Source organism: Streptomyces sp. MA5143a, from assembly GCF_900290235.1.
Lineage (GTDB): Bacteria > Actinomycetota > Actinomycetes > Streptomycetales > Streptomycetaceae > Streptomyces.
Genome location: NZ_OLMK01000097.1, coordinates 20,729 through 37,284, shown reverse-complemented (window position 1 = coordinate 37,284; position 16,556 = coordinate 20,729). Strand labels below are relative to the sequence as shown.

Sequence of the window (16,556 nt, the reverse complement as noted above, 5' to 3'; positions counted from 1 at the left end):
GGGGAACTGCGCGAGCGGCCACGGACGACCCGCTTGTCGGCCACGAAGCGCAACCACCCCACCCCGAGGCCGGACCTCAGCAGCAGTCCGACTCTTCTATGTCGTCCAGACCACGCGGCAGCCGCTCCCCGCCGAACACCGCGCACGTCGCCTCGTCGCCGCCGAGCGCGGCCACCGCAAGCAGCAGTGATCCCGCCGTCCACGAGGTCAGTTCCTCGGGCCACACGGCCCCGTCCTCGAAGACGTAACCCGTCCAGTACAGACCGGTCGCGGGGTCGCGCAGGTGCTGGATGGACTGGAGGATCTCCAGGGCCCGGTCGGATTCGCCCATCGCCCAGAGCGCGAGGGCGAGTTCGGCGGACTCGCCGCCCGTCACCCACGGGTTGGGGACGACGCAGCGGACGCCGAAGCCGGGGACGACGAAGCGGTCCCAGCCCTCCTCGATACGGGACTTGGCCTCCGCGTCCGTCAACGCGCCGCCCAGCACCGGGTAGTACCAGTCCATCGAGTAGCGGTCCTTGTCGAGGAACCGCTCGGGGTGCCGGCGTATCGCGTGCCGCAGCGCGCCCACGGCCAACTCCCAGTCCGGCTGCGGCTCCTCCCGCTGCTCGGCGATGGCCAGCGCGCAGCGCAGCGCGTGGTGGATGGACGAGGAGCCGGTCAGCAGGGCGTCGGTCACGGCCGTGCCGTCGTCCTCGCGCTTCCAGCCGATCTGCCCGCCGGGCTGCTGGAGCCGCAGCACGCACTCGATCGCCGCGTGCACGGCGGGCCACATGCGATCGAGGAACGTGTCGTCGCCGGTGGCCAGGTAGTGGTGCCAGACGCCGACGGCTATGTACGCGACGAAGTTGGTCTCCCGACCGCGGTCGGTGACATCGGCCGCGTCGCCGTCGGCGTACGCCGCGTACCAGGAGCCGTCCTCGTTCTGGTGCCGCAGCAGCCAGGTGTAGGCGCGCTCGGCGGCCTCGTGCTCACCGGCCGCGTCGAGGGCCATGGCGGCCTCGACGTGGTCCCAGGGGTCCAGGTGGTGTCCGCGGAACCAGGGGATCGCGCCGTCCTCCCGCTGCGTCGCGAGGATCCCGCGGACGGTGGCGGCGGCCTGCTCGGCGGTCAGTACCCCGGGCAGGACCAGGTGTTCTGTCCGGGGCGTCGTCACTGGGCGGCCACCCCGGCCTCGGCACCGGCACCGGACTCGGTCCCCGCGTCGCCGTCGGCGTCCGCGATCCGCGGCAGGTGCGGCTTCGTCGCGTACACCACGAAGCTCTTGCCGATCAGCGGGTTGAGCGCCTGTTCGGCGACCCGGGTGGCCAGGGGCTTCTTCATGATGTCCCAGACCAGCAGCTTGTGGTACGCGCGGACCGGCAGCGCCTTGTCGTTGTCGACGCCGAACGCGCACTTCAGCCACCAGTACGGCGAGTGCAGGGCGTGCGCGTGGTGGGTGCCGTACGGCTTGAGGCCGGCCTCGCGGACCTTGCCGAGGAGTTCGTCCGCCTTGTAGATGCGGATGTGGCCGCCCTCGACCTCGTGGTACGCGTCGGACAGCGTCCAGCAGACCTTCTCGGGGCCGTAGCGCGGGACGGTGATCGCGATGCGGCCGCCGGGCCTGAGCACCCGGACCATCTCGGCGAGCACGCCCTTGTCGTCCGGGATGTGCTCCATGACCTCGGAGATGATCACCACGTCGAAGGACTCGTCGGGGAAGGGCAGCGCGAGGGCGTCGCCCTCCATGGCCGTGGCCGTCGCGCCCTCGGGGGCCTCGCCGGCCTCCTTCATCGCCGCGAACCACTTGGCGACCTCGCGGATCTCGTCGCCGTTCTGGTCGAGGGCGACGACCTGGGCGCCGCGCCGGTAGCACTCGAAGGCGTGCCGGCCCGCTCCACAGCCGAGATCCAGGACGCGGTCCCCCGGGGCGAGCGGGAACCGGGAGAAGTCGACGGTCAGCACGTGGCCCTGCTTTCGCGGTCGGCGCTTTCGCGGTTTGCTTCAACTGCTTCTTCGACGGCCTCGTGGGCGTCGACGACTCGGTCGGCGGTGTGGTCCGCCGCCGGTACGGCGCGGGGGGCGGTGCGCGCGGCGGCCCCCGCCGGGCGCCCCTCGGCGCGGGCGATCGCCTCGCGGTAGTGGGCGACCGTGCCCTCGGCGGCCTTGGCCCAGGTGAAGCGGCGCAGCACCCGCTCGCGGCCCGCGTGCCCGAGCCGGGCCCGCAGGTCGGGGTCGCCGAGCAGCCGGTTCAGCGCGGCGGCCAGGGCGCCCGCGTCGCCCGTGGGCACCGCGAGGCAGGTCTCGCCGTCGGGTCCGGCGACCTCCGGGATGGCGCCGCCGGTGGTGGCGACCAGGGGCGTGCCGGTGGCCATGGCCTCGGCTGCGGGCAGCGAGAACCCCTCGTACAGGGAGGGCACGCAGGCGACCTCGGCGGAGCGGACCAGGTCGACCAGCTCGGCGTCGGAGATGCCCTTCACGAAGTCGACGGCGCCGTCGAGGCCGTAGCGCTCCACGGCCTGGGCGACGGGGCCCTCGGTGGGCCGCTTGCCGACGACGACCAGGTGGGCGGCCGGGTGCTCGGTGCGGACCTTCGCCAGCGCCTCGACGAGGAAGACGAGGCCCTTCAGCGGCACGTCGGCGCTGGAGGTGGTGACGATCCGGCCGGGTATCCGCGCGACGGACGGGTCGGGCGAGAAGAGGTCGGTGTCGGCGCCGATGTGGACGACGTGGATGCGGTCGCCGCGTACGCCGAGGTGGTCGACGATCTCCTGGCGGGAGGTGCCGGAGACGGTGAGCACGCTCGGCAGCCGGCGCGCGACGCGCTTCTGCATCCGGGTGAAGGCGTACCAGCGGCGTACGGACATACGGCGCTGCCAGCCCTCGGCGGCGTCCAGCTCCAGCTGCCGGTCGACGGTGATGGGGTGGTGGATGGTGGTGACGAGGGGCGCGCCCACCTCGCCCAGCAGACCGTAGCCGAGGGTCTGGTTGTCGTGGACGACGTCGAACTCGCCGCGCCGGGCGCGCAGATGGCGGCGGGCGCGGAGGGAGAACGTCAGGGGCTCGGGGAAGCCGCCGGTCCACATCGTCGCCACTTCGAGCGCGTCGATCCAGTCGCGGTACTCGTCGCGCGCCGGGGTGCGGAAGGGGTCGGGCTGCCGGTACAGGTCGAGGCTGGGCAGCTCGGTGAGGGAGAGCCCGCCCGGTCCGGCGTCGGGAACGGCGTCCTCGTCGAGGACGGGGTAGGGCTGGGAGCCGATGACCTCGACCCGGTGGCCGAGGCGGGCGAGTTCACGCGAGAGGTGCCGTACGTACACGCCCTGGCCCCCGCAGAACGGGTTCCCTTTGTAGGTGAGGAGCGCGATGTTGAGCGGTGGTCCGCCGTCGGCGGCGGGGCCGGCGTGATGCCCCGCCTCACTGGCCTCAGCGGTCACTCTCGGGCCCCCTTCTGCCTGTGTTGTCCGGTGAGATTACGTCGGGACGGTAATCTAGAACAAGTTACAGACTTGATCGTTCAAGGAGCACTGAATCTACCGGCAGGTAGGGCCGCGGTGAGCGGTGGATCAGGTGATTCACGCCACGGCACGCGCCCTGGCATGCTGTCGGATCGCACGCCCTCACCGACTGTCACGGAACGGTACCCATGCCTGCGGAAGCCAAGGTGGACGCCAGTAGCGCGCGACAGGAACCGCGACCGGAGTCGCGGCCGGACTCGCCGCCCCTCACCCAGCGGCAGGAGGCCCGTCGGCGCCGGATCCTGCACGCGAGCGCGCAGCTGGCCAGCAGGGGCGGTTTCGACGCCGTGCAGATGCGTGAGGTCGCCGAGTCCTCGCAGGTCGCCCTGGGCACGCTCTACCGCTACTTCCCCTCCAAGATCCATCTGCTGGTCGCCACGATGCAGGACCAGTTGGAGCACATGCACGGAACGCTGCGCAAGAAGCCGCCGACCGGCGAGACGGCCGCGGAGCGGGTGGCGGAGACCCTGATGCGGGCGTTCCGGGCGCTCCAGAGAGAGCCGCACCTCGCGGACGCCATGGTCCGCGCGCTCACGTTCGCCGACCGCAGCGTCAGCCCCGAGGTGGACCAGGTCTCCCACCAGACGACGGCGATCATCCTGGACGCGATGGGGCTGGAGCACCCCACGCCCGAGCAGCTCTCCGCCGTCCGCGTCATCGAGCACACCTGGCACTCGGCCCTCATCACCTGGCTCTCCGGCCGTGCCTCCATCGCCCAGGTGAAGATCGACATCGAGACGGTCTGCCGTCTGATCGACCTGACGGCACCGGGGGACACGAAATGACCCCGGCGCCGCGCGGGCACCGGGGCGGATGAAGACCCACCAGCACATGAAGGACCTACGAGACGGGTTCCCTGCGCCGGTATGACCCGGATCAGGTTCTGGGGGTCGCCGTCCGGTCCTCTACCAGCGACCTTCCGGCCTCTCAGCCCGACCGTCGACGTCGGCATCTGCGGAGACCTGCGCCTCACGCCCATGTCGGCTACTCCGGTCGAACTCCCTCACTCGTCCCGTAGGCCGAATTCCAGAATAGAACGCCCATAGGGGGATGCAACCCCCCAACCGGGATTTTTTACTCCACTCTCCTCCTGCCTCTTACTCCTCCGGCGGGAACACCGGCTCCCCGTTGCCCAGCAGGGTGATCGAGATCGCCTCCACCGGGCAGCCCTCCGCCGCCTTCAGAATGCGCTCACCCGCCTCGGTGTCCGGTTCGACGGGGTGGGACTGCATCGCGGTGTCGAGGCGGAAGGCGTCCGGGGCGAGGTGCGTGCACTGGGCGGAGCCGATGCAGATCGCCCGGTCGACCTCCACGTGCCAGCGGTCGCCCATCAGCCCACCCCCTCTCCCCCGGCGGCATCGGCGGCATCGGCGGCATCGGCGGCATCGGCGGCATCGGCGGCATCGGCGGGTGGCTGGTACCCGGCGGGCAGGTGGATCATCTTGTGCTCCAGGTACTCGCCGTAGCCCTCGGGGCCGAACTCGCGGCCCAGGCCGGAGTTCTTGTAGCCGCCGAAGGGGCCGAACATGTCGAGGCTGAAGGTGTTGACGGAGTACGTGCCGGTACGGACCTGGCGGGCGATCTCGACGCCGCGCTCGTCGTCGGCGGTCCACACGCTGCCGCTCAGGCCGTAGTCGGAGTCGTTGGCGATCCGTACGGCCTCGGCCTCGTCGCCGTACGGGAGGAGGCAGATGACCGGGCCGAAGATCTCCTCGCGGGCGATGCGCATGGAGTTGTCGACGTCGCCGAAGAGGGTGGCGTCCACGTACCAGCCGTGGTCGAGGCCGGCGGGCCGGCCGCCGCCGGTGAGGATCTTGGCGCCCTCCTCCTGGCCGATGCGGATGTAGTCGAGGCTGCGGCGCTGCTGCCGCCGCGCCACCAGCGGGCCGAGTTCGGTGGTGGGGTCGAGGGGTTCGCCGACCTTGAGCGCGGAGGCGGCGGCCGCGAACGCCTCGGCGAACTCGTCGTAGCGGGTGCGCGGGACGAGGATGCGGGTCTGGGCGACACACGCCTGGCCGTTGATCATCCAGGCGAAGGGCGCGATGCCGTTGACGGCGGTCTGCGCGTCGGCGTCCGGCAGGATCACCGCCGCGGACTTGCCGCCCAGTTCCAGGGTGACGCGGGTGAGGTTGCGGGCGGCGACCTCCATGACGCGTTTGCCCGCGGCGACCGAGCCGGTGAAGGAGACCTTGTCGACGCCCGGGTGCCCGACGAGGTACTCGCTGACCTCGCGGTCGGCCGGGAGGATCGACAGGACGCCCTCGGGGAGGCCGGCCTCGGCGGCGATCTCCGCGAGCAGATACGCGTCGAGCGGGGTCTCGGGCGAGACCTTCAGGATCGCGGGGCAGCCCGCGAGCAGCGCGGGGGCGAGTTTGGCGGCGGCGGTGAACTGCGGGACGTTCCACGGGACGACGGCCGCGACGACCCCGACCGGTTCGCGCCGCACGAGGATCTTCCCGAGCACGCCGTCGCGGTGCTCCTCGTAGGTGAAGTTCCGGGCCGTGGTGATCGCCGCGTCCCAGACCATCATCGAGGCGAGGGCCTGCACCATGACGCTGGAGGTGAACGGGGTGCCGTTCTGTGCGCTGATGAGGCGGGCGAACTCCTCGTGGCGCACGGCGAAGGCGTCCTTGATGCGGGCGACGACCTCGATGCGTTCGTCGAGGGTCGTCCGGGGCCACGGCCCCTCGTCGAACGCCTTCCGCGCGGCGGCCACGGCCCGGTCGACGTCCGCCCGTGAGGCGTGCGGTACGCGGCCGATGACCTCCTCCGAGTGCGGCGAGACCACCTCGATGACGTCCGTGCCCAGGGGGTCCGTCAACTCCCCGCCGATGAACAGCTGTCCGTGTTCCACGAGCTCGGTCATGGCCGACTGCCTCCCCGGAGCCAATTTCTGACGATGCATCAGATAGGGCGCTACGGGAACTGATACCAGCTCCCGTTCGATGAGTCCACGGGGTGGGCCGGGCCTCAGGTCGTCAGGGACTCGAAGTCCGCGAAGTACGCCTTCCGCGCGGGGCGGTCCCGGGTTACGCGTCGGGGCGGCGGACGCACGTCTGGGGACGGTTGACGGGGACGCCGGACGGGGACGGTGGAGAGGGACGGTTGACTCGGCCTCCCATCGAAACCTGTTCTAGTTATAGTGGCCGGACGGCGGCGATTGGGGAGCCCATGACGCAGGTGCACGACCATGGTGGCGGCGTCCGGTCCCTTCAGGTCCCCATCCCGGACAACCCCTTGGGCCATACGCTCGTGTACGTCGTCGACACCGATCGCGGACCCGTGCTCGTCGACACCGGCTGGGACGACCCCGCCTCCTGGGACACCCTGTGCCAGGGCCTCGTCGCGTGCGGGACGTCGGTCGGGGAGATCACCGGCGTGGTCATCACGCACCACCACCCGGACCACCACGGCCTGTCGGGCAAGGTGCGGGAGGCGTCCGGCGCCTGGCTGGCCATGCACGCGGCGGACGCGGCGGTCGTACGGCGGACGCGGGAGACGCGGCCGGAGCGCTGGTTCACGTACATGGCGGCCAAGTTGACGGCGGCCGGCGCGCCCGTGGAGCACGTGGCGCCGCTGCGCGCCCCGCACGGTCGCCGCACGCTGCCCGGCCTCTCCCCCGCGCTCCCCGACCGCGAGATCGTCCCCGGCGAACTCCTCGACCTGCCCGGCCGCCGCCTCCGCGCGATCTGGACGCCCGGCCACACCCCCGGGCATGTCTGCCTGCACCTGGAGGAGGACCACCCGGCCGAACTGCCGGGCCGGGGGCGGCTGTTCTCCGGCGACCACCTCCTCCCCGAGATCAGCCCGCACATCGGCCTGTACGAGGACCCCGACGACACGACGGTGACCGACCCGCTCGGCGACTACCTCGACTCCCTCGAACGCGTCGCCCGGCTGGGCCCGGCCGAGGTCCTCCCGGCCCACCAGTACCCGTTCACCGACGCCTCGGCCCGTGTGCGGGAGCTGCTCACGCACCACGAGTCCCGCCTCGGCGACCTGCGCTCCCTCCTCACCACCCCGCTCACTCCGTGGCAGCTCGCCGAACGCATGGAGTGGAACCGCCCCTGGGCCCAGATCCCGTACAGCTCGCGGAACATCGCCGTCGCGGAGGCGGAGGCCCACCTGCGCCGCCTGGTGAAACAAGGCCGGGCGGAGGCGGTACCGGGGACCGACCCGGTGACGTACGTGGCGGCGTGAGACCGGGTTCAGCGGCGGCGGTAGTGCCTGTTCACGCAACGCCCCCGTGCCGCCCCGCAGACGCGGCACACGGCTCGACGCTCTTGCTCTTGCCCTTGCCCTTGCCCTTGCCCTTGCTCTTGCTCTCGCTCTCGCTCTTGCGTGATGCGGCCCATTGCGCTGACCACCAGGAAGATCAGGCCGAAAAAGCCCATCGCGATGTGGTCGGAGGTCGAGCCGTCTGTTGTGATGCCCGATCCGATATCCCAGATGATGCGCACCACGGTGCGGGCGAGAATTCTGCTGACTCGTCGGTTCATCTTGTTGTCCCCGTCCTGCCGTTGGCGAGCACGTTGAATGGATCACGTGCGTCAACGGTCATCCGGCAAGGGATCTCGGTCCATGCCAGCCGTATGCCAGACGGCGACTGACACACATGTGACATGCCATGACACCTGGATCACATGGGATGCTGCGTTCCGCAAGGACGACGGTCTGACCGCCGACAAGCTGCGGGGCGACCGCCACCGTCAACTCGTCCACATGCTCGGGTCCGAAGGTGAGCCGGAAGACGCCTGCCGACGTCTGCGCGAACTGGTTCTGGGATTGCGCGATACTCCTGTCAGCCGAGCCGTCCGCAATGCGCTGGTCATCGGGGACGATGTCGAGCCGCGCCGAAACCTCGAAGCACGCCGCGAGTGGGCCGACCTCTTGCGATCATCGCGGCACACCCGGACTTCTTCTTTGATTTCACTGTCATCAAGAATCCGTAGTGCCTACGCGGGCCCCGGCTGAACGGATCAACTCCTTCACCTGGTTGAGGAGTCGAATCTCTCGCGTGCTCATCGTCGGGTTCTTCGACCGGCGGGTGATCGCCTCCGTCAGGCCCTCGTCCGTGAGGGTTGAGGGGCCGCTGCTCGACTGGTGGGTGAGGAGGCCGGTGAGGACCGTGTGCGCCAAATGGGCGCGGGGGTCGGCCGTGTCGGCCGCGACCTGGGCGAGGATGACCGCCGACATGCCCCAGTCGAGGCCGGGCGGGCCCTCCTCGGCGTTGGCCCAGTCGATGACGCCGAGACCGTCCGGGGCGAGGAGGACGTTCTCGGGGTGCAGGTCGAGGTGGAGGACGCGGGTCGCCGGGTCGGTGGAGCGACGGGGCGGGAGCGCGTGCAGCGCGTGGAGAAGGCGGGCCAGCTCGGCTCCGGCCGCCGCCGGCGGGAGGGCACCCGCAGCGATCGCCTCCAGCATGGTCGGGCCCGAAAGGCGCTCCAGGATCAGGTCGGTGCGGGTGGCCGCGCGGACGCGTGGGACGGGGTAGCCGTGAGCCCGTACGTGCTCCATGATCTCGGCCTCGGCCCGCGCGTCACCCCGACCGTCCCGGTACCGGCGCAGCACCCAGGCCCCGTGAGCATCCGCCCCACGGTCGACCCCCTGAACGTCCGCCCCGCGGTCGGCCCCGTGAACGCCAGCCCCCTGGGCGGCCTCTCCGTGCTGAGGCGTCCTCGGCCGTTTGTTCTCCAACTCGTACACGTCCGCCGTGCGCCCCGCGCCCAGCAGTCTCCCCGTCCGCATGTTCCCGAACCTACCCTCCCTAAGCGAGCGTCTGGTTCTTGCTTGTCCGTTTCATTTGGTTTAGCTGTCGCGCCAGTTGGTGGTGGCTTCGTGGGTGAGGCGGCGGGTCATGAGGTTGATGGCGGCGAGCTGAATCATGGCGGCTGATCGGTGTGGGCGGGTTTCGTAGTCGCGGGCCAGGCGGCGGTGGTGCATGAGCTAGCCGAAGTTGCGTTCGATGACCCAGCGGCGGGGCTGGACGTGAAAGCCGCGGAGGGCGGGGTCGCGCTGGACGATTTCGAGGTCGATTCCGATCTCGGCGGCGTGTTCGACGCTTTGGTCTTGTAGCCGTTGCCGGCCCAGGCTTTGGTGATGGTGGGGTGGCGCTCGCGGACTTGGGTGCCGGCGGCGGAGTCGTGGACGCTGGCGGCGATGACGGCGACGGCCAGCAGGAGGCCGAGTGTGTCGGAGACGATGTGCCGCTTGCGACCGATGATTTTTCTTGGCCGGGTCGGTGCCTTGGCCGGTCAGGGGGACGGTGGCGGAGGTTTTGACGCTCTGGCTGTCGGAACCCGGCGCACATCTGGTCTGCCGATTGCCGCAGAAGCCACTTTTCCGGCAGATCGCTTGGTCCAGTGCTCGTATCTGGCCGCTGGAAAACAGCGTGAACCATCCGAAAAGCTAACCAAACGCTCACTTGGCAACCACGATCGAGACCTGGTGACCGGAAATCCTCGCGTTCCTGCACACCGGCATTACCACCGCCGGCTCCGAAGGGACCAACCGCGTCATCAAAACCGTCGCCCGTGACGCCTACGGCTTCCGCAACCCCGAAAACCAGCGACTACCCACCCGCCGCCACCGGGAACACCTCAACCCCGCCTCACCTCGAAGAGCCGTCATCAGTAACTTCAAAACCGAGGCACCAGAACATTGAGACTGTTGAGAACGAGCGAGGTACCGAGGGCGGGATCATTGTCCATGAACTGGGGGTTGCTGTTACTCCAGGACCCGTCGGGACGTTGCAGTGAGCGCAAGTGGGAAGCCATCTCGTTGACCCAGAAATGCTCGCGGCCGTCGGCGGTGAGCAGCGTTTTGATCTCCAATTCATTTAGGCATTCCGCCATGAGCCACAGGTACAGGTACAGGCCCGCTTGACTCGGGTCGCCATGTCGGTCGGGAACGATTTCCACCGTATCGCCACGATCGACGAAACGAAAACCCCTGGAGGACTTCAGTCGGGTCGCGGGCACGCTGGAACCCTGCGTGTCGGGATCATCGGTGACCGTCATACCGGGATGCCCCTTAGGCCAGCGCGGTGACTGGTCAAAATCAAAGTTGAGTGCGTCGGCGTATTGCGCGTGTTCACTGACGGTGTAGTACTGACGGAGCCAGTCGAGAGTGGTCGTCACCTCCGGTGACGAATGGGACAGTCCCGCCCCGAGATAGATAAACATTCCCTGCAGTGTGGCGAGTCCGGTCGATATGATGGGGGTCAGATTCTGACCCACCGCTTCCCGCGCCTCGGGCGGCCGCCGGTAGCGGTCCAGGGTTACAAGTATTCCTCCATCGCCAGAAAGGCAGAACCTGTTGTCGGCGAGATACTCCTGGACATCCGGACGATTGTTGATCAAGGGAGTGTTGTGACAGCAATGGACGTATTCCACCATCTCCCTCCAGAGGGGGTCGCTGGGTGCGACCCCCGCGTGCCGCAGAGCCGCCGTAGCAAACATGGTATCGGTTATGGAGGGCCCACCCATGGTGACTTCTCGGTTCGGATGGCCAGGGGTGCCGAACACCCCGGTCCTCCCCGCGCCGATACCACCGCGGTGCATTCCCTCCTTCTCCTGACACCCCCTGAAGTAATCGACCGCCTTGGCGATCTGGGCGGCGTATCGCTCCCTGTCCACGGCGCACAGTAGCCACGTCCCCATACCGGTGGCCGCAGGACGGTACAGGCGTCGGCTGTCTCCCTCACCGAATGCCCCGTTCTCCAACTGCTCGCCCGCCAGCCACTCGGCGGCCCGTTCGGCGGCCGCCCGATCAATGTTCAATAGTGCCAATCCGGACAAAGAGGTGATGAAAACGCTCGGATCCGGCCCGCCGGCTTTGAGACGCAACCCCCACGCTCCGGATGAGCCCTGATGCCTCAGCAGCCAGTCGCCAGCCCTTTTCCTCATCTCCAGGATTGCCGCGGAACCCACCGAGTTCACCCCATCTAGTGCCACTAATCGATTCCTTTGCCTTGTCGTTGTCGGTGAGGTTGGCGGACCTCGGTGTGAGCCCAGCGGTTTAGGCGAACGGTTTCGCGCCGGTGTTCCAAGCGCTGACGTAGTTGTTGATCCCGCTGGCGAGGCGGGTGACGGTGCGGTGAAGGTGACGCGTCGTCGCATGGCTTGCCAGGCGGACCCTGAACCAGATCTCGACCTTTTCGCCCAAACCGTGCAGAGCATCCCCGCCCCGCCCACCGTTACTGAAAGACGCCTTGAACCCTGTCAAGAAGTGCTCGGGCATGGTTTTCCATCGATTGCAATTCCGCATCCAGGAACTCTGCCCGTTCGCCCGCGAATGCGATACCTACGATGGCCGCGACGTCCCCGTTCTCGTCGCGTACCGGTATCGCCACGGCGGCCTGAGCATTCACCGCCCGCGCCCCCGGTCGGACAACACCGCTGTCATCCGTCTGGATATTGCAGGACTGCACCGCCACCCCCCGCTCCAAGGCCAGCCCCGCCATGCCCTTGCCCCGAGGCACAAACGCCGTAACTTCCCGCACCTTCGGCGGCAGGTTGACGGCGGCAGCCAGCGCAACGCCGTCGCCTTGGCGCACATGAACAGAGCCGGCCACGCCGCTGTAGGTTCCGAGGAATTCCCTGAGCCAACTCTCCATCTCAGTTTCATCTGTGATCATGCTAGTATCCTTCTGTCTGTGCCCGGAAGGGTATATGCCGGCGATCGTTTCAGAAACTCGTTGAGTGGGCCGGCTCTCCGCCGCTCGACCGCGCCACCGTCGGCCGCAAGCTCCAGAACGAAACCCACGGCAAATTACCTCAGCCCTCCTCGTCGGAATTCGAGGGGAGGGCTTCCCTGGAATTCAGAGTTGCACAATGAAAGCCGAAGATCCAGAGGCTCCTTGAAGTTTTAATATCTTATATCGGCCATTTCTGCACAATTCACCCCACCCGGCCACCCCGCCTGAAGAACATGTGTGCATCCTGAGATCTAAATTGCGCCAAAGGGATGATTTTGAGCCATGGCCATATATCTACTCAGGTTGAACTCGCGGAGTCCGGTGGTCTGACCGCGTCGACGTCCATGGTCAGACCGGTGGTGGCAGACAACCGTCGGCCAGGTGCCCCTTGAGGAGCGACCAGATCCCCTCGGCCGGGTTCAACTCTGGTGCGTACGAAGGCATCTGGAAGTCAGGTTGTCCCAGCACCACACCACCGGGGTGCCGAGCTGGATGTGAGTCATGACGATCAGGCCGCGGTACTGGCGCCAGGAGAACGCCTTCGGCTCGCCCCGGCGCCCGTGCCAGATGTGCAGCTTGAAGAAGAACCGGGAGCGGTGTCCGGCGCGGTAGCAGACCACGCCGGCGATGTTGACCCGTCCCCGGCTGCGTCCGCGCACCCGCACCACCGGCCGGGCTCCGCGCGGTGCCCAGGTGCGTCCCCTGGGCGGCTTCAGCCCCTGGCCTGCCTCGTCCTCGAAGCAGACGTGGGCGCCCAGGTCCGCCGCGGTCCTTCTACCCGCGACCACACCTCGGCCTTCCACACCTCGATCGCCGGGAGCTCAGCCGTTCCACCGAGGCCGGCCCCTTCGAGCGCAGGGCGTCCGCACCGCCCTCAACCCAATCCGCCGCCAACGTCGCACCGACCGCGATGTCACCCGAAGCTCTCTGGCGACCACCTCGGACGTCTCATCACGAGCGAACCGCTCGGCCGCCTCATACGACGACGCGGCCCGCGTCCGGCACCTGAAGCGGCTGATCTGCCTGTGCACCGACTGCCATACCGTCACCCACTACGGGTACGCCCAGGTCCGCGGCCTGGAATCGAAAGCCTTCGCCCACCTGACCAAGGTCACCAAAATGGACGGCATCAAGGCCCGCCGCCACATCGACGCCGCCCTTGCGCTGTGGAGGCGCCGCTCAGTCATCACTTGGAGGCTCGACCTGAGCATTCTCACCGACGCCGGGATCACCGTCCAACAACTGCCCAGCGCGGCCCAGCGCGCCGGAATCGCTACGGCGACGCTCACTGCCGAGCGCGCCGTCCCTCGGCCTTCCGTCTCTGCCGACGCAGGGGAGATCGTCGCCCGGATCGCCATCGAACGCGGCACAGCTGCGTGATCAGCCCGTTCGCGTCGACGGTCGCGTGCTCGACGGCGACCTGGGACGCGAGGTGCCCGTCGGTGGTGCGCCAGGACGCTAGGAAGCGGACTTCGAGTATCCCGTCGCCGAGCACCGTGGTGGTCCACCATGCTTGCTGTCGGCCATCTCGGAGTAGAAGTTCCGGTAGAACTCCGTGATGTCGGCCAGGCCGGTCACCGGCGGGACGTCGCGGTCGTCTGGGTCATCGCATGTCTTCCTTCTCGTGCGATGGTCAGCCCATCAGGGCTTTGCCGAGCCTGGCGCCGGCCGGGGTGGAGATCGCTCGGATCAGGGTGCTGCGAGCGACGCGGCCGAAGCTGTTGGCGGGCATGAAGAAGTGCCGCATCCGCAGGGCTTCCTTCTGGTGGCGGGTGACATGTGGACGCAGTTGCTGTTCCCAGCTGCCCAGGGCGGTGGGCAGGTCACCGTGTTCGGTGAGCAGCCGGGCCAGCAGTTCGCCGCCGGCGATGCCCATGCCGGAACCCTGGCCGGAATGCAGGGTCATGCACCAGGCGGAGTCACCGAGCAGGACCACCCGGCCCTGGCTCCAGCGGCTCATGTGGATCTGGCTGACCTGGTCGAACAGGACGGACTCGGAGCGGTCCATCGCCTCCAGCATGGCGGGCACGAGGTCCCCGCCGAAGCCGGCGAAGGCCTCGCGCAGGGCGGCCGAGGGCTTCTTGCGGATCTCGGCGGCGGGCCAGTCGGTGCGGTAGAGCAGGAAGGCGACCGGGGGGTGGTCGCGATAGCTGTTGATCCAGGCGGAGCGTCCGGGGGCGGTGGCGACCGCGCTGTCGCCCTCTTGCAGACCGGACAGCGGGCCGTCCATGAGGCAGGCGGCCACGACGTGGTCGAAGTCCTTGCGGTAGAGGTCCTCGGGGCCGAAGACCAGTGAACGGACGGTGGAGTGGATGCCGTCGGCCCCGATGAGCAGGTCCGCGCTCTCCACGGACCCGTCGGTGAGGGTCACCGTTACCTTGTCGCGGTCCTGGGTGATGGTCGCGGGCCCGGTGCCGTAGCGGATCTCCACCAGGTCCTTCACGGCCTCGTACAGGACACGCTCCAGGTCGCTGCGCAGCAGCATCCGCATCGGGGTGCCGTTGACGCGTTCGGGAAAGGTCAGGCCCGGTGTGAGACGGCCACGGGAATCGACTTCGAACATACGCCCGTCGGGGTCGCGGCGGTCCGGGAGCGAGTCCAGGATGCCCAGACGTTCGGCGGCGGTGTAGCCGGGGCCGTTGAAGCGGACGAAGTAGCCGCCGGTGCGGCGCTCGGGGGCCCGCTCGACGATCAGGGGCTGCCAGCCGGCCCGGTGCAGGCTCAGCGCCGCGGCCAGCCCGGAGATGCCGGATCCGACGATGAGGGCGCGACGGGCGCTCTGTGGGGGGAGTGACGAAGAGGTCATGCCTCGACCATACCCTTGATTGGTACTGGATGACCAGATTCGAAATTTGGTCATCCAGTGATGGGGGTGGGATGCTGTGCTCATGACCTTGGACCGCTCGGCCGCTTCCCCGCAGGCCGACCACGCACGCGCCGAGCGCATCCTGGCCACCGCGCGCGAACTGCTGTTGGCGTGGGGCTACAAGCGGGTCACCGTGGATGAGATCGCGCGCCGCGCCCGTATCGGGAAGGGCACCGTCTACCTCCACTGGAAGACGAAACAGATACTGTTCGCCGAACTGCTGCGGCGTGAATTCGACGAGGCACTCGGCGTCCTCGCTGCCGAGATCAGAGAAGACTCCGCTGCCGCCCTGCCCAGCGAGGTAGTACGGGAGGTGTTCCTGCAGCACACCCGCAACCCCGTCACGCGGGCCATCCACGCCGGAGACAGCGACATCCTCGGCGCGCTCGCCGTCACCCCGGCCGGCCGTCCCGTCATCCAGGAACTCGGCTTCCACACCCTGCTCGCCCGCCTCGTCGAGGTATGGCGCGCGCACGGGCTGATGGCCGTCACGGCCCCGGCGGCGGACCAGACCTACACGATCGACGCGGTGCTGACCGGATTCATCACGGGGGGCCTCGCCGTCCCGGGCGAGGACGTCCGCCCGGATCATCGGGCGGACCTGCTCGGCCACACGATCAAAGCAGCCCTGGAAACCTCCGTCCCGCCGGACGAGGCCGTCCTCCGTGAGGCGGCCCAGGACGTGCTCGCCGCCCTGGGTGCGACCCGGGACGCGCTCATGACCTGACGGCGGCCCTCCGTGCCGGCCGCAGCTCCGCTGTTCCCCGGGCGCCGGTGATCACCGCGGGTCGGGCCGACGGCCACCCGACACCGCGCCGCGCGCAACGACGACGGCGGCGCCCGGCAACTCGAACGGTCCTGCCCTTGCCGCCCTCAACGGCCTCGATCAGCCGCCGCCCTCGCTTCCTGGTGACGCGTAAGGGCGCAGAGAGGACCAGCGGCCTCCCCGTCATGTTCTTCGCGGTCCTGCGAGAGGGCCGCCGGCCTCCGGGCCCGGCATGACCGTTGCCCTCTGTCGAAGGGATGACAACGCCGTTGCTTCAGACCGTGTCCTACGTGGTGAGGCGGACGGGACGCTCGTAGCAGCAGAGGGCGGCGGCCAGGCCGAGAAATGCCAGCTGCGGTCGGCCCACTGCTCACCCCGGTGCGCGAACCTCACCGTCGCGCGCTCGCCGTCAGGCTTAAGGAACCGCCGCTCCGCCTGCCAGCGGGTGCGCCACTGCTCCTCAGTGAGCCGGGCGGCATCCGAGGTGGTGGCAGCCGGCCACGGACCGCCACCGCCCGGACACTCACTCATATGCGGGAGAAGACGCTTGTGCGCAGTCAACCCTGAACAGTTCACAAACCCCCCAGCGCAGGGGGCCCTCGGGCTGTTGCCTACCGGCAGGTAGAGTAGCCGGGTCGTCACGCCCGTACAGGGGGAAGCCGGTGCAAATCCGGCACTGACCCGCAACCGTGAGCCGAAGCCGTCCGTGCGATCGGCGAGTCGGACTGCCCT

The 16,556-nt window shown here is 68.8% G+C and carries 15 protein-coding genes, 2 pseudogenes and 1 riboswitch; of the genes and pseudogenes, 5 read left to right on the top strand and 12 right to left on the bottom strand.

The window, feature by feature from the left end:
* Positions 1-76 precede the first annotated feature (76 nt).
* The 3 genes from SMA5143A_RS34835 to SMA5143A_RS34825 are packed head-to-tail and all read right to left on the bottom strand — an operon-like array spanning position 77 to position 3,413.
* The gene (locus tag SMA5143A_RS34835) at positions 77-1,156 is read right to left on the bottom strand and encodes a prenyltransferase/squalene oxidase repeat-containing protein (protein ID WP_107466823.1); all 1,080 of its coding nucleotides are present in this window, start codon (positions 1,154-1,156) and stop codon (positions 77-79) included.
* Complete coding sequence (locus SMA5143A_RS34830; protein WP_107466822.1) at positions 1,153-1,944, bottom strand: class I SAM-dependent methyltransferase; 792 nt, start codon at positions 1,942-1,944, stop codon at positions 1,153-1,155. The genes SMA5143A_RS34835 and SMA5143A_RS34830 overlap by 4 nt, the downstream gene beginning before the upstream one ends.
* The gene (locus SMA5143A_RS34825) at positions 1,938-3,413 is read right to left on the bottom strand and encodes a glycosyltransferase family 4 protein (protein ID WP_107466821.1); all 1,476 of its coding nucleotides are present in this window, start codon (positions 3,411-3,413) and stop codon (positions 1,938-1,940) included. Before SMA5143A_RS34825 ends, SMA5143A_RS34830 begins: the two co-directional genes overlap by 7 nt.
* Before the next feature lie 209 nt (positions 3,414-3,622).
* Between SMA5143A_RS34825 and SMA5143A_RS34820 the strand changes: the two genes are divergently transcribed.
* The gene (locus SMA5143A_RS34820) at positions 3,623-4,279 is read left to right on the top strand and encodes a TetR family transcriptional regulator (RefSeq protein ID WP_107466820.1); all 657 of its coding nucleotides are present in this window, start codon (positions 3,623-3,625) and stop codon (positions 4,277-4,279) included.
* Positions 4,280-4,591: 312 nt separating this feature from the next.
* On the opposite strand, the gene SMA5143A_RS34815 is transcribed toward SMA5143A_RS34820, so the two are convergent.
* Both SMA5143A_RS34815 and SMA5143A_RS34810 read right to left on the bottom strand, forming a co-directional pair.
* Entirely contained in the window at positions 4,592-4,825 is a 234-nt protein-coding gene (locus SMA5143A_RS34815; RefSeq protein ID WP_107466819.1) for a ferredoxin, read from the bottom strand.
* A complete protein-coding gene (locus SMA5143A_RS34810; protein ID WP_107466818.1) occupies positions 4,825-6,360 on the bottom strand; it encodes an aldehyde dehydrogenase in 1,536 nt (511 codons plus the stop codon). The genes SMA5143A_RS34815 and SMA5143A_RS34810 overlap by 1 nt, the downstream gene beginning before the upstream one ends.
* Positions 6,361-6,665: 305 nt before the next feature.
* On the opposite strand from SMA5143A_RS34810, the gene SMA5143A_RS34805 reads away from it, so the two are divergent.
* Entirely contained in the window at positions 6,666-7,694 is a 1,029-nt protein-coding gene (locus tag SMA5143A_RS34805) for an MBL fold metallo-hydrolase (protein WP_107466817.1), read from the top strand.
* A gap of 8 nt (positions 7,695-7,702) precedes the next feature.
* On the opposite strand, the gene SMA5143A_RS43225 is transcribed toward SMA5143A_RS34805, so the two are convergent.
* The 3 genes and pseudogenes from SMA5143A_RS43225 to SMA5143A_RS44270 form a co-directional block, all read right to left on the bottom strand.
* Entirely contained in the window at positions 7,703-7,993 is a 291-nt protein-coding gene (locus tag SMA5143A_RS43225) for a hypothetical protein (RefSeq protein WP_181362159.1), read from the bottom strand.
* 439 nt (positions 7,994-8,432) lie between these two features.
* On the bottom strand, positions 8,433-9,242 hold the full coding sequence (locus SMA5143A_RS34795; protein ID WP_107466815.1) for a phosphotransferase: 810 nt from the start codon (positions 9,240-9,242) through the stop codon (positions 8,433-8,435).
* Between the two features lie 60 nt (positions 9,243-9,302).
* Positions 9,303-9,788: pseudogene (locus SMA5143A_RS44270) on the bottom strand (transposase); the annotation flags it as partial.
* Between the two features lie 163 nt (positions 9,789-9,951).
* On the opposite strand from SMA5143A_RS44270, the gene SMA5143A_RS44845 reads away from it, so the two are divergent.
* Positions 9,952-10,158 (top strand): transposase, encoded by a 207-nt coding sequence (locus SMA5143A_RS44845; protein WP_219923626.1) that lies wholly within the window; start codon positions 9,952-9,954, stop codon positions 10,156-10,158.
* Here SMA5143A_RS44845 and SMA5143A_RS34780 read toward each other — a convergent pair.
* The 3 genes and pseudogenes from SMA5143A_RS34780 to SMA5143A_RS45015 all read right to left on the bottom strand — a co-directional run.
* Positions 10,133-11,425 carry a prenyltransferase/squalene oxidase repeat-containing protein gene (locus SMA5143A_RS34780; protein WP_181362157.1) on the bottom strand — a complete coding sequence of 431 codons (1,293 nt, stop codon included), beginning with the start codon at positions 11,423-11,425 and terminating at the stop codon, positions 10,133-10,135. The two genes, SMA5143A_RS44845 and SMA5143A_RS34780, sit on opposite strands and share 26 nt — an antisense overlap.
* 266 nt (positions 11,426-11,691) lie before the next feature.
* Positions 11,692-12,132, bottom strand: coding sequence for a GAF domain-containing protein (locus SMA5143A_RS34775; RefSeq protein ID WP_107466813.1), 441 nt, complete (start codon positions 12,130-12,132; stop codon positions 11,692-11,694).
* A 358-nt stretch (positions 12,133-12,490) separates the two neighbouring features.
* A pseudogene (locus tag SMA5143A_RS45015) lies at positions 12,491-13,169 on the bottom strand (helix-turn-helix domain-containing protein); the annotation flags it as partial.
* A gap of 142 nt (positions 13,170-13,311) precedes the next feature.
* Between SMA5143A_RS45015 and SMA5143A_RS43215 the strand changes: the two are divergent.
* Positions 13,312-13,572: a hypothetical protein gene (locus SMA5143A_RS43215; RefSeq protein ID WP_181362156.1), complete on the top strand. Its 261-nt coding sequence runs from the start codon at positions 13,312-13,314 to the stop codon at positions 13,570-13,572.
* A gap of 253 nt (positions 13,573-13,825) precedes the next feature.
* Here the strand turns inward: SMA5143A_RS43215 and SMA5143A_RS34760 are convergent, their stop codons facing one another.
* Positions 13,826-14,998: an FAD-dependent monooxygenase gene (locus tag SMA5143A_RS34760; RefSeq protein WP_181362155.1), complete on the bottom strand. Its 1,173-nt coding sequence runs from the start codon at positions 14,996-14,998 to the stop codon at positions 13,826-13,828.
* Between the two features lie 82 nt (positions 14,999-15,080).
* Here SMA5143A_RS34760 and SMA5143A_RS34755 point away from each other — a divergent pair, with 82 nt between their 5' ends.
* Positions 15,081-15,785, top strand: coding sequence for a TetR/AcrR family transcriptional regulator (locus tag SMA5143A_RS34755; protein ID WP_107466811.1), 705 nt, complete (start codon positions 15,081-15,083; stop codon positions 15,783-15,785).
* Positions 15,786-16,476: 691 nt separating this feature from the next.
* Positions 16,477-16,555: riboswitch (cobalamin riboswitch) on the top strand.
* Position 16,556 lies beyond the last annotated feature (1 nt).

What these genes read in the sequence shown, in the direction of transcription:
- SMA5143A_RS34820 (WP_107466820.1), top strand. Translation starts at nt 3,623, where the DNA reads ATGCCTGCGGAAGCCAAGGTGGACGCCAGTAGCGCGCGACAGGAACCG.
- SMA5143A_RS34815 (WP_107466819.1), bottom strand. Translation starts at nt 4,825, where the DNA reads ATGGGCGACCGCTGGCACGTGGAGGTCGACCGGGCGATCTGCATCGGC.
- SMA5143A_RS34810 (WP_107466818.1), bottom strand. Translation starts at nt 6,360, where the DNA reads ATGACCGAGCTCGTGGAACACGGACAGCTGTTCATCGGCGGGGAGTTG.
- SMA5143A_RS34805 (WP_107466817.1), top strand. Translation starts at nt 6,666, where the DNA reads ATGACGCAGGTGCACGACCATGGTGGCGGCGTCCGGTCCCTTCAGGTC.
- SMA5143A_RS43225 (WP_181362159.1), bottom strand. Translation starts at nt 7,993, where the DNA reads ATGAACCGACGAGTCAGCAGAATTCTCGCCCGCACCGTGGTGCGCATC.
- SMA5143A_RS34795 (WP_107466815.1), bottom strand. Translation starts at nt 9,242, where the DNA reads ATGCGGACGGGGAGACTGCTGGGCGCGGGGCGCACGGCGGACGTGTAC.
- SMA5143A_RS34775 (WP_107466813.1), bottom strand. Translation starts at nt 12,132, where the DNA reads ATGATCACAGATGAAACTGAGATGGAGAGTTGGCTCAGGGAATTCCTC.
- SMA5143A_RS43215 (WP_181362156.1), top strand. Translation starts at nt 13,312, where the DNA reads ATGGACGGCATCAAGGCCCGCCGCCACATCGACGCCGCCCTTGCGCTG.
- SMA5143A_RS34760 (WP_181362155.1), bottom strand. Translation starts at nt 14,998, where the DNA reads ATGACCTCTTCGTCACTCCCCCCACAGAGCGCCCGTCGCGCCCTCATC.
- SMA5143A_RS34755 (WP_107466811.1), top strand. Translation starts at nt 15,081, where the DNA reads ATGACCTTGGACCGCTCGGCCGCTTCCCCGCAGGCCGACCACGCACGC.